At 74.6% G+C, this 14,756-nt stretch carries 14 protein-coding genes; 11 read left to right on the top strand and 3 right to left on the bottom strand.

The features are described 5' to 3' along the window. Positions 1 to 160 precede the first annotated feature (160 nt). The 7 genes from argB (at position 161) to ACFWMZ_RS27470 (ending at position 7,443) form a co-directional block, all read left to right on the top strand. Positions 161 to 1,060 carry an acetylglutamate kinase gene (argB, locus tag ACFWMZ_RS27440; protein ID WP_383204820.1) on the top strand — a complete coding sequence of 300 codons (900 nt, stop codon included), beginning with the start codon at positions 161 to 163 and terminating at the stop codon, positions 1,058 to 1,060. Beyond that, positions 1,057 to 2,331, top strand: a complete 1,275-nt coding sequence (locus tag ACFWMZ_RS27445; protein ID WP_383204823.1) for an acetylornithine transaminase — start codon at positions 1,057 to 1,059, stop codon at positions 2,329 to 2,331. The genes argB and ACFWMZ_RS27445 overlap by 4 nt, the downstream gene beginning before the upstream one ends. Before the next feature lie 22 nt (positions 2,332 to 2,353). Then, positions 2,354 to 2,887, top strand: a complete 534-nt coding sequence (locus tag ACFWMZ_RS27450; protein WP_008412506.1) for an arginine repressor — start codon at positions 2,354 to 2,356, stop codon at positions 2,885 to 2,887. 174 nt (positions 2,888 to 3,061) lie between these two features. Further along, positions 3,062 to 4,228 (top strand): sensor histidine kinase, encoded by a 1,167-nt coding sequence (locus tag ACFWMZ_RS27455; protein ID WP_383180565.1) that lies wholly within the window; start codon positions 3,062 to 3,064, stop codon positions 4,226 to 4,228. Then, the gene (locus ACFWMZ_RS27460; RefSeq protein WP_383180568.1) at positions 4,225 to 4,893 is read left to right on the top strand and encodes a response regulator; all 669 of its coding nucleotides are present in this window, start codon (positions 4,225 to 4,227) and stop codon (positions 4,891 to 4,893) included. The genes ACFWMZ_RS27455 and ACFWMZ_RS27460 overlap by 4 nt, the downstream gene beginning before the upstream one ends. Before the next feature lie 116 nt (positions 4,894 to 5,009). Beyond that, the gene (locus tag ACFWMZ_RS27465; RefSeq protein WP_383180571.1) at positions 5,010 to 5,270 is read left to right on the top strand and encodes a hypothetical protein; all 261 of its coding nucleotides are present in this window, start codon (positions 5,010 to 5,012) and stop codon (positions 5,268 to 5,270) included. Position 5,271: 1 nt separating this feature from the next. Then, complete coding sequence (locus ACFWMZ_RS27470; protein WP_383204826.1) at positions 5,272 to 7,443, top strand: MMPL family transporter; 2,172 nt, start codon at positions 5,272 to 5,274, stop codon at positions 7,441 to 7,443. A gap of 58 nt (positions 7,444 to 7,501) precedes the next feature. Here the strand turns inward: ACFWMZ_RS27470 and ACFWMZ_RS27475 are convergent, their stop codons facing one another. Continuing rightward, a complete protein-coding gene (locus ACFWMZ_RS27475; protein WP_383180604.1) occupies positions 7,502 to 8,491 on the bottom strand; it encodes a bile acid:sodium symporter family protein in 990 nt (329 codons plus the stop codon). A gap of 61 nt (positions 8,492 to 8,552) precedes the next feature. Further along, positions 8,553 to 9,197: a pyridoxamine 5'-phosphate oxidase family protein gene (locus ACFWMZ_RS27480; RefSeq protein ID WP_383180577.1), complete on the bottom strand. Its 645-nt coding sequence runs from the start codon at positions 9,195 to 9,197 to the stop codon at positions 8,553 to 8,555. Between the two features lie 189 nt (positions 9,198 to 9,386). Here ACFWMZ_RS27480 and argH point away from each other — a divergent pair, with 189 nt between their 5' ends. Beyond that, entirely contained in the window at positions 9,387 to 10,826 is a 1,440-nt protein-coding gene (gene argH, locus ACFWMZ_RS27485; RefSeq protein WP_383180580.1) for an argininosuccinate lyase, read from the top strand. A 157-nt stretch (positions 10,827 to 10,983) separates the two neighbouring features. Further along, a complete protein-coding gene (locus ACFWMZ_RS27490) occupies positions 10,984 to 11,934 on the top strand; it encodes a GNAT family N-acetyltransferase (RefSeq protein WP_383204829.1) in 951 nt (316 codons plus the stop codon). 12 nt (positions 11,935 to 11,946) lie between these two features. Here the strand turns inward: ACFWMZ_RS27490 and ACFWMZ_RS27495 are convergent, their stop codons facing one another. Continuing rightward, on the bottom strand, positions 11,947 to 12,456 hold the full coding sequence (locus tag ACFWMZ_RS27495) for an HAD domain-containing protein (protein WP_383204832.1): 510 nt from the start codon (positions 12,454 to 12,456) through the stop codon (positions 11,947 to 11,949). Between the two features lie 141 nt (positions 12,457 to 12,597). Between ACFWMZ_RS27495 and ACFWMZ_RS27500 the strand changes: the two genes are divergently transcribed. Then, positions 12,598 to 13,146 carry a TetR/AcrR family transcriptional regulator gene (locus ACFWMZ_RS27500; RefSeq protein WP_383180589.1) on the top strand — a complete coding sequence of 183 codons (549 nt, stop codon included), beginning with the start codon at positions 12,598 to 12,600 and terminating at the stop codon, positions 13,144 to 13,146. Further along, a complete protein-coding gene (locus tag ACFWMZ_RS27505; RefSeq protein ID WP_383204835.1) occupies positions 13,143 to 14,690 on the top strand; it encodes an MFS transporter in 1,548 nt (515 codons plus the stop codon). Before ACFWMZ_RS27500 ends, ACFWMZ_RS27505 begins: the two co-directional genes overlap by 4 nt. Positions 14,691 to 14,756 lie beyond the last annotated feature (66 nt).

Raw genomic sequence — 14,756 nt, forward strand, 5'->3', positions numbered from 1 at the left:
CGGTGGGGTGCCACACCCACCCCCCCCCCCAAACCTCCCACAACACCCCGCTCCCCCCCCCCCCCCCCCCGGGGGGGGCGCGGCCCCCCCCCCCCCCCCCCACCGCCAGGAGACCGCCCGGCCCACCCGGCCGCCCAGGACCCGAAGGACGTCCGCACCCATGAGCACCCGCAAGCACACCGCCCTGCCCAAGGCGCAGATCCTCGTGGAGGCGCTGCCCTGGCTCACCCGCCACCACGGCAGGACCGTCGTCATCAAGTTCGGCGGCAACGCCATGATCAACGAGGAGCTGAAGGCCGCCTTCGCCCAGGACGTCGTCTTCCTGCGCCACGCCGGACTCAAGCCCGTCGTCGTGCACGGCGGCGGCCCGCAGATCAGCGCCCAGCTCGACCGGCACGGCCTGGTCAGCGAGTTCAAGGCGGGGCTGCGCGTCACCACCCCGGAGGCGATGGACGTCGTACGGATGGTGCTCGCCGGGCAGGTCCAGCGGGAACTGGTCGGCCTGCTCAACCAGCACGGTCCGCTCGCCGTCGGCCTCACCGGCGAGGACGCCCACACCATCACCGCCACCAAGCACCAGCCGCGCATCGAGGGCGAACTGGTCGACATCGGCCGGGTCGGCCAGATCACCGAGACCGACACCGGCGCCATCGAGGCCCTGCTGGAGAACGGCCGGATCCCCGTCGTCTCCTCCATCGCCCGCAGCGCCGACGACGACCACGTCTACAACGTCAACGCCGACACCGCCGCCGCAGCGCTGGCCGCGGCACTGAACGCCGAGACGCTCATGGTCCTCACCGACGTCGAGGGGCTCTACGAGGACTGGCCGCACAGCGACGAGGTGATCAGCCGCCTCACCGCCACCGAGCTGGAGAAGCTGCTGCCCGACCTGGCCAGCGGCATGGTCCCCAAGATGGAGGGCTGCCTGCACGCCGTCCGCAACGGCGTCACCACCGCGCGCGTCATCGACGGGCGGGTCCAGCACTCCATCCTGCTGGAGATCTTCACCGACGAAGGCATCGGCACCATGGTCGTCCCGGACCAGGAGGAGCTCACGTGACCACCACCCAGCCCGCCCACCCGGCCCCCGGCCGGGACACCCCGGCCCCCGGCGGCCCGGCCGGCGGCAACGAGGCGCTCACCGCCCGCTGGCAGGGCGCCCTGATGGACAACTACGGCACCCCGCGCCTGCCCCTGGTGCGCGGCGAGGGCGCCGTCCTCACCGACGCCGACGGCGCCACCTACCTCGACCTGGTCGGCGGCATCGCCGTCAACGCACTCGGCCACGGCCACCCGGCCGTCGTCGAGGCGGTCAGCCGCCAGATCGCCGCGCTCGGCCACGTCTCCAACCTCTTCACCGCCGAGCCGCCCGTCGCGCTCGCAGAGGAACTGCTCCGCCTCTTCGGCCGCCCGGGACGCGTCTTCTTCTGCAACTCCGGCGCCGAGGCCAACGAGGCCGCCTTCAAGATCGCACGGCTCACCGGACGCACCCACATGGTCGCCACCGAGGGCGGCTTCCACGGCCGCACCATGGGCGCCCTCGCCCTCACCGGCCAGCCCGGCAAGCAGGCCCCGTTCCTGCCGCTGCCCGGCGAGGTCACCCACGTGCCCTACGGCGACGCCGACGCCCTGCGCGCCGCCGTCACCGAGGAGACCGCCGCCGTCTTCATCGAGCCGATCCAGGGCGAGAACGGCGTGGTCGTCCCGCCCGCCGGATACCTCAGGGCCGCCCGCGAGATCACCCGCGCCACCGGCACCCTCCTCGTCCTGGACGAGGTGCAGACCGGCGTCGGCCGCACCGGCCACTGGTTCGAGCACCAGGCGCACGACGGCGTCGACCCCGACGTCGTCACCCTCGCCAAGGGGCTCGGCGGCGGCCTGCCGATCGGCGCCACCGTCGCCTTCGGTGACACCGCCGACCTGCTGCGCCCCGGCCAGCACGGCACCACCTTCGGCGGAAACCCCGTCGCCTGCGCCGCCGGGCTCGCCGTCCTGCGCACCCTCGCCGCCGACGGCCTCCTCGACCAGGTGAAGCGGGTCGGCGAGCGGCTGCGGAGCGGAATCGAAGGGCTCGGACACCCGCTGGTCGACCATGTCCGCGGCGCGGGCCTGCTGCTGGGTATCGTGCTCACCGAGCCGCTCGCACCCACCGTCCAGCAAGCGGCTCAGGACGCCGGCCTGCTGGTCAACGCGCCCGCCCCCGACGTCGTACGGCTGATGCCGCCGCTGGTGTTCACCGACGAGGAGGCGGACACCTTCCTGCGGGCCCTGCCCGGCGTCCTCGACACCGCGCGGGAGACCGCGGGGAAGACCGCCCAGGGGGAACGATGAGCCGCAGAACGGGACGACGACGATGAGCCAGGCGCACGAGAACGAGAGCGCCCAGGCCGTGCCGCAGACGCGCACCGCCCGCCACCGCCGGATCGTCGACATCCTCAACCGGCAACCGGTGCGCTCGCAGAGCCAGTTGGCGAAGCTCCTCGCCGACGACGGGCTGAGCGTCACCCAGGCCACCCTCTCCCGGGACCTCGACGAGCTGAACGCCGTCAAGATCCGCAATGCCGAGGGCGACCTGATCTACGCGGTGCCGAGCGAAGGCGGCTTCCGCACGCCGCGCGCCCCGCTCGGCGAGTCCGCCAAGGAGGAGCGGATGCGGCGGCTCTCCGGCGAGCTGCTGATCTCCGCCGAGGCCTCGGCCAACCTGGTGGTGCTGCGGACACCGCCCGGCGCCGCCCAGTTCCTCGCCTCCGCCATCGACCAGGCGGAACTCCACGACGTACTGGGCACCATCGCCGGTGACGACACGCTGATGCTGATCAGCCGCGCCCCCGACGGCGGCCAGGCCCTCGCCGAGCACCTGCTGCGGCTCGCCCAGAACGACCACTGAGCCCCCCGCACGGCCCCGCAAGGACCGCCCGCCCCTCGCCGGGGGCGGGCGGTCGCGTACCCCAGGGGTCGACACCGGCCGGCGGAGCCGTACTCCGCCGGAGGTAGCCGGGGCCGAGCCGGTTCGCCCTCGCGGCCGAGGACCCGGGCGGGCCCCGCGCCCTACGCTGGCCGCATGCCGTCCCGCCCACGGGCCCGCCTCCGGCTCCCGCGAGGCCGCGCCGTCGACGCCGCCCTCTCCTCGGGGCTCTTCCTGGTGGCCGGCCTCGGCACGCTCCGGTCCCTGATCGGCTCCCGCGAGGAGCCGTGGGCGCTCACCGCCGCCAACTGGGCGCTGATCGCGGTGGCCTGCGGCGCGCTGTACTTCAGCTCCCGGCGCCCGGTCGCCGCCGCCTCCGTCGCCGCCCTCGCCACCGCCGTCTACTACGTGACCAGCGCCTACGACGGGCCGCTGCTGCTCGCCGTGGTGGCCGCCCTCTTCATGGTGGCCGCCGCCGGACGGCTGCGCGCCGCCGTGGTGATCGCCGCCCTCTGCCTCATCGGCACCGCGCTCGGCACCCTCCAGGGCAACGGCGACGTCAACCACGTCGCCCTCTTCATGCTCACCGGCTGGTTCGTCGCCATGATCACCCTCGGCGGACTCCGCCACACCCACCTCGCCCGTGCCCGGGAGACCGAGGAGCGCGCCGCCACCCAGGAGCGGCTGCGGATCGCCCGAGAGCTGCACGACGTCGTCGGCCACCACCTCTCCCTCATCAACGTCCAGTCGGCCGCCGCCCTGCGCCGCCTCACCAAGGACCCCGCCGCCGGAGCCGGCCAGGCCGCCGAGGCGCTCGGCGCCGTCAAGGACGCCAGCCGCGAAGCGCTCCGCGAACTGCGCGCCACCCTCGGGGTGCTGCGCGACGCCGGCGAGGCCGCGCCGACCGCGCCCGCGCCCGGCCTCGCCCGGATCGGCGAACTCACCGACGCGGCCCGCGCCGCCGGTCTCACCGTCACCGTCCACCGCACGGGCCGTCCCGGCCCGCTCCCCGTCGAGGCGGACCTCGCCGCGTACCGCATCGTCCAGGAGTCGCTGACCAACGTCGCCCGGCACGCCCGCGCCACCCGCGCCGAGATCCGGCTCGACGGCGACGGTGAACGGCTGACCGTCACCGTCACCGACGACGGCCGCGGCCCGGTCGCCGACCCCGCGCGTACCGGCCCGCCCGGCTCGGGTGTGGCCGGGATGCGGGAGCGCGCCCGTGCCCTCGGCGGCGACCTCACCGCCGAAGCGGCCCCGGGCGGCGGCTTCGCCGTCCGCGCCACCCTGCCCCTCGCCCCCACGGAGGAACCCCGCCCATGACCACGGTGCTGCTCGCCGACGACCAGCGGCTCGTCCGCGCCGGATTCCGGTCGATCCTGGAGGACGAGGAGGGCATCGAGGTGGTCGGCGAGGCCGCCGACGGCGAGGAGGCCGTCGCCGCCGCCCGCGCCCTGCGTCCCGACGTGGTCCTCATGGACATCCGGATGCCCGGCACCGACGGCCTGGAGGCGGCCCGCCGCATCACCGCCGACCCGCGCCTGGAGGCCGTCCGCGTCGTCATCCTCACCACCTTCGACCTGGACGAGTACGTCTACCGGGCGCTGCGCGAGGGCGTCACCGGCTTCCTCGTCAAGGACACCGAACCCGAGGAGCTGGCCCACGCCATCCGCGTCGCCGCCCGTGGCGACGCCCTGATCAGCCCCTCGGTCACCCGCCGCCTCATCGCCGAGTTCGCGGGCCGGGTCGCCCCGCCACCGCCGGACCCCCGGTTCAACGCCCTCACCGACCGCGAACGCGAGGTGCTGCGGCTGGTCGCCGCCGGGCTGCCCAACGACCGGATCGCGGCCACCCTCGTCGTCAGCCCCGCCACCGCCAAGACCCACGTCAGCCGCGTCATGACCAAACTCGGCGCCCGCGACCGCTCCCAGCTCGTCGTCCTCGCCTACGAATCGGGCCTGGTCTCACCGGGTTGGCTGGGCGGCTGACCGACCGCGGGCCCCCGGGGCGTACGCCGCGAGCCGCCGGTGACGCCCGGGGGAGTACGCGGCCGACAACCCCGGGCCGACGCGCGGGGGATGACCCGGAGCCGAGGCTCGGCGGCATGACACCACACACCTCCGCCCCGGGCAGGGCCCCGGCCGCCGCGACGGGTTTCCTCGTCGGCGGGGCCACCGGATTCCTGCTGACCGAAGCCGTCGCCGTGCTGATCAGCCTGGCCCTCGGCGAACCGCTCGACGTGGGCGGCGGCGGCCTGCCGCGGACCGCGCTCGTCGCCGCCGTCCTGCTCTGCGCCCTCGCCGGAGCCGTGATCGGCGCCCGCCGCGCCGCAGGCTCCCCGCACACGTCGGACGGGGGCCGCTGACATGGCGCACACCGAAACCACCCCGCCGCCCGCGGCCGCGATTCCGCCTCCCGGGCGCCTCGGCCGGATCGCCGCCCGGTCGATGCGGCACCGCAAGGCCGCCCTGCTGCTCTGGCTGGTCCTGGTCGCCGCCCTCACCGCGGGCGCCCAGACCGCCGGGGACGGCTACCGCAACGACCACTCGCTGCCCGGTACCGACTCGCAGGCGGCGGCCGACCTCCTCGCCGGCCACGGGGTCGAGCCGGAGGACCGCACCGCCCGCATCGTCCTGAAGAACCCCGACGGACTCGACGCCGACCGCGGCCGGGTCACCGCCCTTCTCGACGAGGTCGAGGGGCTGCCGTCCGTCACCTCGGTGCACGGCCCGTGGTCCGGCGGCGCCGTCTCACGGGACGGCACGATCGGCTACGCCACCGTCGCCCTCGCCGACCAGGACGGCCACATCCCCGCCGAGGACCTGGCCCGGCTGCTGGACACCGTCCGCGCGGCCGACGGCGACGGCCTGCGGACCGCCGTGGGCGGTGAGGCGACCCGGGGCGCCGAGGAGGCGGGCGGCGGGGCGGCCGAGGGTGCCGGGATGCTCGCCGCCCTCGCCATCCTGGTCCTCTTCTTCGGCTCGCTGGTCGCGGCGGCCGTCCCCCTGGTGACCGCCGTGTTCGCGGTCGGCGGCGCGCTCGGCCTGATCGGGCTCGCCGCCCACCTCTTCACCGTCGCCGACTTCACCCCGCCGGTGATGATGCTGGTCGGCCTCGGCGTGGGCGTCGACTACGCCCTGCTGATCTTCCACCGGTACCGGACCGAACTGCTGGCCGGCGCCGACCGGGAGACCGCCGCGGTGCGGGCGATGGAGGTGGCCGGGCGGACCGTGCTCTTCGCCGGCTGCACTGTGATCATCGCCCTGCTCGGTCTTGTCGTCCTCGGCCTCGGCGCCCTCCAGGGCGTCGCGCTGTCCGTCGCGCTGACCGTGCTGGTCACCATGGCAGCCTCGGTCACCCTGCTGCCCGCCCTGCTCGCGCTGGCCGGAGCCCGCATCGAGCGGCACGTCCTGGCCCGGGAGGCGAAGCGGCGCGCCAAGCACGGGCCCGCCGCCGACGAGGGGACGGGCGGCGGGCGCTGGGCCGCACTCGCCGCCGCCGTCGGGCGGCGCCCGCTGCCCGTCCTGCTCGCCGGGGTCGCCGTGCTGGCCGCGCTCTCGGCGCCGGTGCTCGGCATGCGGCTCGGCTTCGCCGACGCCGGGACCGACCCGGTGGGGTCGAGCAGCCGTACCGCCTACGACCTGACGGCGGAAGGGTTCGGCCCCGGCTTCAGCGGGCCGCTGGTGGTCGTCGCGGAGGGCGGCGGTGCCGCCTCCGGCCAGGCGCTGGCCGCCACCCTCGGCGAGGTGGAGGGGGTGGCCGCGGTCGAGGGGCCCTTCCCCTCCGGGGACGGCGCGCTCACCACGGTGCTGGCCTTCCCCGAGGCCGGGCCGCAGGACGAGGCCACCGCCGCGCTCGTCCGCGACCTGCGCGCCGACGTGCTGGCGCCGCTCGCCGAGGAGTCGGGGGAGCGCTACCTGGTGGGCGGGCCGACGGCCGCCGCGCTCGACTTCGCGGACTCGGTCGGCGCGCGGCTGCCGCTCTTCGTCGCCGTGGTGGTGGGGCTCTCCACGCTGCTGCTGCTCGCGGTCTTCCGCTCGCTGCTGGTGCCGCTGAAGGCCGCGGTGCTCAACCTGCTCTCCATCTCGGCGGCGCTCGGCGTGATCACCCTGGTCTTCCAGAACGGCTGGTTCGGGGCGAGCAGCGGACCGGTGGAGGCGTTCATCCCGGTGATGGTCTTCGCCATCGTCTTCGGCCTCTCCATGGACTACGAGGTCTTCCTCGTCTCCCGGATGCGCGAGGCCTGGCTGCGTACCGGTGACGCGCGGCTCGCGGTGGGGGAGGGGCTGGCCGCCACCGGCAAGGTGATCACGGCGGCCGCCGCCATCATGGTCGTGGTCTTCGCCGCCTTCGTGCTGAGCCCGAGCCGGATGCTCCAGCAGTTCGGGCTGGCCCTCGCGGTGGCGGTGCTGCTGGACGCGGTGGTGATCCGCTGCCTGATCGTCCCGGCGGTGATGCGGCTCCTCGGAACCCGCGCCTGGTGGCTGCCCAGGCCGCTGGACCGCGTACTGGGGCCGTCCGGGGCACGGGCGGGCTGAGCGGCCGGGGCCCGCTCCTCCGGTGGAGGGGCGGGCCCCGGTGTGTAGCGTGCGGGCGTCAGGCGGCCGGTGCCGTCTCGCCCGCCTGCCCGGCGTCGGCCCGGCGGGCCCGGTGCGCCATCCAGGCCGCCACCAGGGCGCCGGAGACGTTGTGCCAGACGGAGAAGACGGCGGCGGGCAGGGCCGCCATCGGCGAGAAGTGCGCGGTGGCGAGGGAGGCGGCGAGGCCGGAGTTCTGCATGCCGACCTCGAAGGACATGGCGCGGCTGGCCGGGGCGCCGAGGCCGAAGAGGCGGCCCGCGCCGTAACCGAGGGCGAGGCCCAGGCCGTTGTGGAGGACCACCGCGAGGACCACGGTGAGAGCGGCCGACTTGATGGCGTCGGCGCTGCCCGAGACCACCGCCGCGACGATGGCGGCGATCGCGATCGAGGAGAGCCATGGCATGGCGGGCAGCACCCGGTCGACGTACCGGCCGGCGGCCAGGCGGACCAGGACACCGGCGATCACCGGCAGCAGTACGGTCTTGAGGATGTCGCCGACCATGGCGCCCGCGTCCACCGGCAGGTACTCCCCGGCGAGCAGCAGCGTCAGCGGCGGGGTGATGAGCGGCGCCAGCACGGTCGAGACGGTGGCGACCGAGACGGAGAGCGCCACGTCGCCCCGGGCCAGGTAGGTGACGACGTTGGAGGCGGTGCCGCTGGGCGCGCACCCCACCAGGATCACCCCGGCCGCGAGCGCGGGCGGCAGCGACAGCGCGTGGGCGATGAGCCAGCCGAGCCCCGGCATGATCACGTAGTGCGCGACCAGGCCGAGCGCCACCGCCCACGGCCGTTTCACGACGCCCTGGAAGTCCAGCGGGGTCATGGTCAGACCCATGCAGAACATGACGCACCCCAGCAGGTACGGCACGCCGCCGGTCCACCCGGCGAAGAGTGACGGGGTGGCGAGCCCCAGCGCCCCGGCGGCGAGGACGAGGAGCGGGAAGAGCGTGACGGCGCGGCGGGCCGCGCGGTCCTTGGCGCCGTCGGCGCCGCTGTGGGGGGTCATCTGTTCGGACTGCACGCCCGCGATGGAACGCCCGGGGGCCCGCCGCCGCAAGCGCGTCTCGTCATGTGGTCACTACATCTTTCCCCGCTCCTCGCTCCGGTCCGCTGCCGGCGGCGACAGGACTGGTGCGCGGCGGCAGCGGCAGCGGCAGCCCCGGCAGTCCGTCCATGCTCGTGGCGATGTACTCCTTCTTCGTGAAGTACGCGTCGAGCGAGGCGTCGTCCTCCCGGGCGAACCGCTTGGCGTGCAGGTCGCGTTCGGACTCGTACGCCATGAAGGGCACCGCGTAGCCGCAGGTGTCGCGGATCTTCTCGGCGTGCACGACGATCACGGCGCGCAGCCCGTGCGGGACGGGGTCGACACCGGGGAAGAGGGCGACCAGCTCCTCGAAGCGAGGGTCGTCGCGGAAGACCGGCTCACCCCTGCCGTGCACCCGCACGATGTCGGGCGGACCCTGGAAGGCGCACCACATCAGGGTGATGCGGCCGTTCTCGCGCAGGTGGGCGATGGTCTCGGCGTTGCTGCCCGCGAAGTCCAGGTAGGCCACGGTGTGGGGGTCGACCACCGCGAAGGAGCCGGTGACGCCCTTGGGGGAGAGGTTGACCGTGCCGTCGTCCGCGAGGGGGGCGGTCGCGGTGAAGAAGACCGGCTGGGCCTCGATGAAAGCGCGGAGGCGGCCGTCGATGCGTTCGTATTCCTTACCCATGGGGTTGATTATTCGCTCCTCTGAGCGATTCGGGGTGGTGATTCCGGGACTCCGACGCCATCGCTTTTGACGAAACATGCGGCGGGGTGCATAGTTATGCCTCATGGTGTGCATCGTAGGGGGAGCCTCGCCGGGGGCCCGCGCCACCAGCACACCCACCCCGTCCCGTGCGAGGAAGCGAGTACAGCAGTGAGCAGCAACAACGGTGACGTCCGCCTCTGGGGCGGCCGGTTCGCGGACGGCCCCGCCGAGGCCCTGGCCAAGCTCTCCGCCTCGGTCCACTTCGACTGGCGCCTCGCCCCCTACGACATCGCCGGCTCCCGCGCCCACGCCCGGGTCCTGCACACCGCGGGCCTGCTCACCGAGGACGAGCTGACCCGCATGCTGGCGGGCCTCGACCAACTGGAGGCGGACGTCGCCGACGGCTCGTTCACCGGCACCATCGCCGACGAGGACGTGCACACCGCCCTGGAGCGCGGCCTGCTGGAGCGCCTCGGCCCCGACCTCGGCGGCAAGCTCCGCGCCGGACGCTCCCGCAACGACCAGGTCGCCACCCTCTTCCGGATGTACCTGCGCGACCACGCCCGGATCATCGGCGGGCTCCTCGCCGAACTCCAGGACGCCCTGGTGGGCCTCGCCGAGGCCCACCCGGACGTGGCCATGCCCGGCCGCACCCACCTCCAGCACGCCCAGCCGGTGCTCTTCGCCCACCACGTCCTCGCCCACGTCCAGGCGCTCTCCCGGGACGCCGAGCGGCTGCGCCAGTGGGACACCCGCACCGCTGTCTCGCCGTACGGCTCCGGCGCGCTGGCCGGGTCCTCGCTCGGGCTGGACCCGCAGGCGGTCGCCAAGGACCTCGGTTTCGAGCGGGGTTCGTCCGGCAACTCCATCGACGGCACGGCGGCCCGCGACTTCGTCGCCGAGTTCGCCTTCATCACCGCGATGGCCGGGGTCGACCTCTCCCGGATCGCCGAGGAGGTCATCCTCTGGAACACGAAGGAGTTCTCCTTCGTCACCCTCCACGACGCCTTCTCCACCGGCTCCTCGATCATGCCGCAGAAGAAGAACCCGGACATCGCCGAGCTGGCCCGCGGCAAGTCCGGCCGCCTCATCGGCAACCTCACCGGCCTGCTCGCCACCCTCAAGGCGCTCCCGCTGGCGTACAACCGGGACCTCCAGGAGGACAAGGAGCCGGTCTTCGACTCCGTCGACCAGCTGGAGATCCTGCTGCCCGCCTTCACCGGCATGATGGCCACCCTCACCGTCCACCGGGAGCGGATGGAGGAGCTGGCGCCCGCCGGGTTCTCCCTCGCCACCGACATCGCCGAGTGGCTGGTCCGCCAGGGCGTGCCGTTCCGGGTCGCCCACGAGGTCGCGGGCGAGTGCGTCAAGGTCTGCGAGGCGGAGGGGATCGAGCTGGACCAGCTCACCGACGAGCAGTTCGCCAAGATCTCCGAGCACCTCACCCCCGAGGTCCGCACCGTCCTGGACGTCCCCGGCGCCCTCGCCTCCCGCAGCGGCCGCGGCGGCACCGCGCCTTCCGCCGTCGCCGCCCAGCTCGTCGAGGTCAAGGCTGATCTGGTCGTCCAGCACGCCTGGGCCGAGGCGAAGCAGCCGACCGGCAGGTGACCCGCCGGGCCGCAGGCCCGCCCGCACCCGAGGACCCCGCACCCGCGTACCGGGTGCGGGGTCCTCACGCGGAAAGGTCTTGCCTGCACCCGTCCCGCCCTGCTGAGATGCCCCGACGCGCGGGCACCGGCCCTCGCGAGTACGAGGAGGCGGCGCGATGCGCACGGGGTACGGCACGCGGGCACCCAGGGCCGAGGAGGCGGCGCAGGTCGCGGCCCTGGTCCACGAGGCCGAACGCAGCCAGGACCCGACGGCGGGGGCCCGCACCCCGGCCGAGTTCCTGGCCGTCTGGTCCCGGTTGGACCTGGCGCGCGACGCCCTGGTGGCCACCGCCCCCGACGGCAGCCTCGCCGGATACGCCCAGGTCGACGTGGTCCGCCCCGGCCGCCTGCACGCCGACGGCTACACCCGCCCCGGCCACCTCGGCGCCGGGATCGGCGGCGCCCTGATCGACTGGTCCGGAGAGCGTGCCCGCGAACTGGCCGCCACCGCGCCCCACGCGGGCGCCCCGGCCACCCTCTTGCACTACGTCATGCTGGACGGCGCCGCCGACCGGATGCTCCGGGCGCGCGGCTACCGCCTCGCCCGCGTCCACCAGCGGATGCGCCGCTCACTGGCGGGCCCGCTGCCCGAACCGGTGTGGCCAGAGGGTGTGACCGTCCGCGCCTGCGACGGCAGCCCCGAGGAGCTGAGGCGCGTCCACGCCTGCGCCGAGGAGGCCTTCGCCGACCGGCACGAAGGGGCCGGGCGCACCTTCGAACGGTGGAGCGCCGATCTGCTCCACGAGGCCACCGACCCCTTCCTCTGGGTCCTCGCCGAGCGGGCCGGGCGGATCGTCGGCGTCGCCGTCTGCGACTTGACCACGGTCCAGGACGCCCCCTCCGGGGAGGTCTGCCAGCTCGCCGTGGCCCGCGAGGCGCGCCGGACCGGGCTCGGCAAGGCCCTGCTGCTGGCGGCCTTCGCCCGCTTCGCCGCCCGCTCGGTCACCACCGTCGGCCTGGACGTGGACAGCGAGAGCCCGACCGGCGCCCACCACCTGTACGCCCGGGCCGGTATGGAGGTCACCGCCACCATCGGCCAGTTCGAGGAGACCCTCCCGGCCGCCTGAGCCCCGCTCCCCTCAACCCGCCTCGGCCCACCGCTCCAACTGGTCGAAGTCGGCCTCCCGCAGGCCCACGGCCCGGTCGATCGGCAGCAGCAGGGCGGGCGCCGGGTGGTGGCGCCGGGCCCACTGCTCGTCGGCCGCCGTGATGTCGTCGTCCACCCAGGCGAACCGGCGCGCGTCGGCGTAGGCGAGCAGGCGGCGCGTCTTCCAGAACGTCCCCGCCGGGCCCGGCACGGCCGGCGCCGGGAAGTCGACGTACGGCAGCGGCGGCAGACCGAGGACCGGGGCGATCCAGGCGTTGGCCTCGTCCTGCCAGGTCGTCGCCCAGACCAGCTCGTACCGGTCCTGGAGCGCGTGCAGCCGCGTCCCGTGGGCCGGGTCGAGCAGCACCGTCAGCGGTTGGGGCCAGCTCCAGCCCGCCGGGCGCATCAGGTGCGGGTGGAAGCCGTCCGGGGGCACCGGGGCGCCGAGGGCGCCGTACGGGTTGAGGGGCCCGTCCACGTCCAGGAACAGCAGCGGCTTCATCACCCCAGGGTGCCCGCTCCTCCCGGAGGGGGCGCGGTCCGGGGTGTGTGCGCCTCCTTTCGGCGTGTCGCACGGCCGCCCGGGTGAGACATCGACCTCTGCAGTGAGACGATCATGTCTCATGTGGGCTATGGTCGTCCCATGTCAGTCGACCGTGACCAGATGCTGCGCGCCGCCGCCGCGCTCCTCTCGCGCAAGCCGGGTGCCACCATGGACGAGGTGGCCCGTGCCGTCGGCGTCGGCCGGGCGACCCTGCACCGACACTTCGCCGGACGCGATGCCCTCGTCCGCGCGCTGGAGGAGCGGGGGATCGCCGAGTTCGGTGCCGCCATGGACGCGGCCCGCCTCGACGAGGGCAGCTCCGAGGAGGCGCTGCGGCGGCTCATCGCCGCCCTGGAGCAGGGCGCCCAGCTCTACGGCTTCCTGGTCAACGAGGCCCAGCTCTTCCAGGAGAACGTCAACGAGGGCTGGGACCGGCTCGACGCCGGTATCTCCGCCTTCTTCCGCCAGGGCCAGGAGCGCGGCGAGTTCCGCATCGACCTCCCCGCGGCCTGGCTGACCGAGGCGCTCTACGGGCTCCTCGGCGCAGCGGTCTTCGCCGTCCAGCAAGGCCGCGTCGCCGCCAACGACTTCACCTATCTGATGGCCGAGCTGCTGCTCGGCGGAGCACGCCGGAGCGTGACGCGATGACCGCCCGCCGTTCCACCCCGACAGCGACCGAGCTGAGCCGGCCCGGCCGGTGGTTCGCGCTCGCCGTCCTCGTCCTGGCCGTCCTGCTGGTGGCCGTCGACGCCACCGTGCTGGGTCTGGCCACCCCGTTCCTCAGCGAGGACCTGAAGCCGACCGGCACCCAGCTGCTGTGGATCGGTGACGTCTACTCCTTCGTCATCGCCGGTCTGCTGGTCTCCATGGGCAGCCTCGGCGACCGCATCGGCCGCAAGAAGCTGCTGCTCACCGGCGCCACCGCCTTCGGCCTGGTCTCGGTGCTCAACGCCTACGCCACCTCGCCCGAGCTGATGATCGTGGCCCGCGCCCTGCTCGGCGTCGCCGGTGCCACCCTGATGCCCTCCACGCTGGCGCTGATCCGCAACATCTTCCACGACGCCCGCGAGCGCAGCGTCGCCATCGGCATCTGGGGCGCCGCCGCATCGGCGGGGGCCGCGGTGGGCCCGGTCGTCGGCGGGTTCCTGCTGGAGCACTTCTGGTGGGGCTCGGTCTTCCTCATCAACCTGCCGGTGATGGCCGTCCTGGTGGTCGTCGGCCTCAAGCTGCTGCCCGAGTCGAAGAACCCCGCACCCGGCCCCTGGGACCTGGCCAGCGTCGGCCTCTCCCTGATCGGCATCATCGCCATGGTCTACGCGATCAAGGAGGGCGCGGTGCACGGCGCCTCGTGGGGCGTCGGCGCGGCCGCGGTGGTGGGGCTCGGCGCGCTCGCCTGGTTCGTCCGCCGCCAGCTCACCCTCGCCTCGCCGCTGCTGGACATGCACCTCTTCCGCAACCGGGGCTTCTCCGCGGCCGTCCTCGCCGACCTGCTGACCATCCTGGGCCTCGCGGGACTGGTCTTCTTCCTCTCCCAGTACCTCCAGCTCGTCCAGGGCAGGCGGCCGCTGGAGGCCGGGCTCGCCGAACTCCCGGCCGCGATCGGCGCCGTCGTCGCCGGTCTGCTCGCCGGCCGTGCCGCCCGCCGCTTCTCGGTCCGGGCGGTGGTCTCCGGCGGCCTCGCGGCGATCGGCGCGGCCCTGGGGGCGATCACCCTGGTCGGCCAGAACACCGGCTATCCGCTGCTCGGCGCGATCCTGCTGGTGGTCGGCGTCGGCGCGGGCCTCGCCTTCACCGTGACCGCCGACGTGATCCTCTCCACCGTCCCCAAGGAGCAGGCCGGTTCGGCCTCCGCCGTCTCGGAGACCGCCTACGAACTGGGCGCCGCCCTCGGCATCGCCCTGCTCGGCTCCATCGTCACCGGCGTCTACCGCGGCTTCCCGACACCCGAGGGGACCCCGGGACCGGTGGCCGACGCCGCCCACGAGTCGCTCGGCGGAGCCGTGGAGGCCGCCTCCGAGCTGCCGGCCGCGACCGGGGCGGAGCTGGTGGCCGCCGCGCAGCGGGCCTTCGTCGACGGTCTGCACACCGCCTCCTCGATCGGCGCCTTGGTGCTGGTCGCCACCGCCGTGGCCGCCTGGTTCCTGCTGCGGGGCCAGCGGCTGGAGGACGGGGCGCCGGCCGCACACCACTGACGGCGCCCGAGAGCACGGCCCTGGACGTGTGAGAGGCCCCCGCTGCCGCAGCGGGGGCCTCTCACA

Origin of the sequence: Streptomyces sp. NPDC058373, from assembly GCF_042723275.1 — a bacterium.
Lineage (GTDB): Bacteria > Actinomycetota > Actinomycetes > Streptomycetales > Streptomycetaceae > Streptomyces.

Bases quoted from the DNA above. Each gene is read 5' to 3' on its own strand.
- argB (WP_383204820.1), top strand. From the start codon at position 161: ATGAGCACCCGCAAGCACACCGCCCTGCCCAAGGCGCAGATCCTCGTG.
- ACFWMZ_RS27450 (WP_008412506.1), top strand. From the start codon at position 2,354: ATGAGCCAGGCGCACGAGAACGAGAGCGCCCAGGCCGTGCCGCAGACG.
- ACFWMZ_RS27455 (WP_383180565.1), top strand. From the start codon at position 3,062: ATGCCGTCCCGCCCACGGGCCCGCCTCCGGCTCCCGCGAGGCCGCGCC.
- ACFWMZ_RS27460 (WP_383180568.1), top strand. From the start codon at position 4,225: ATGACCACGGTGCTGCTCGCCGACGACCAGCGGCTCGTCCGCGCCGGA.
- ACFWMZ_RS27465 (WP_383180571.1), top strand. From the start codon at position 5,010: ATGACACCACACACCTCCGCCCCGGGCAGGGCCCCGGCCGCCGCGACG.
- ACFWMZ_RS27470 (WP_383204826.1), top strand. From the start codon at position 5,272: ATGGCGCACACCGAAACCACCCCGCCGCCCGCGGCCGCGATTCCGCCT.
- ACFWMZ_RS27475 (WP_383180604.1), bottom strand. From the start codon at position 8,491: ATGACCCCCCACAGCGGCGCCGACGGCGCCAAGGACCGCGCGGCCCGC.
- ACFWMZ_RS27480 (WP_383180577.1), bottom strand. From the start codon at position 9,197: ATGGGTAAGGAATACGAACGCATCGACGGCCGCCTCCGCGCTTTCATC.
- ACFWMZ_RS27490 (WP_383204829.1), top strand. From the start codon at position 10,984: ATGCGCACGGGGTACGGCACGCGGGCACCCAGGGCCGAGGAGGCGGCG.
- ACFWMZ_RS27495 (WP_383204832.1), bottom strand. From the start codon at position 12,456: ATGAAGCCGCTGCTGTTCCTGGACGTGGACGGGCCCCTCAACCCGTAC.
- ACFWMZ_RS27500 (WP_383180589.1), top strand. From the start codon at position 12,598: ATGTCAGTCGACCGTGACCAGATGCTGCGCGCCGCCGCCGCGCTCCTC.
- ACFWMZ_RS27505 (WP_383204835.1), top strand. From the start codon at position 13,143: ATGACCGCCCGCCGTTCCACCCCGACAGCGACCGAGCTGAGCCGGCCC.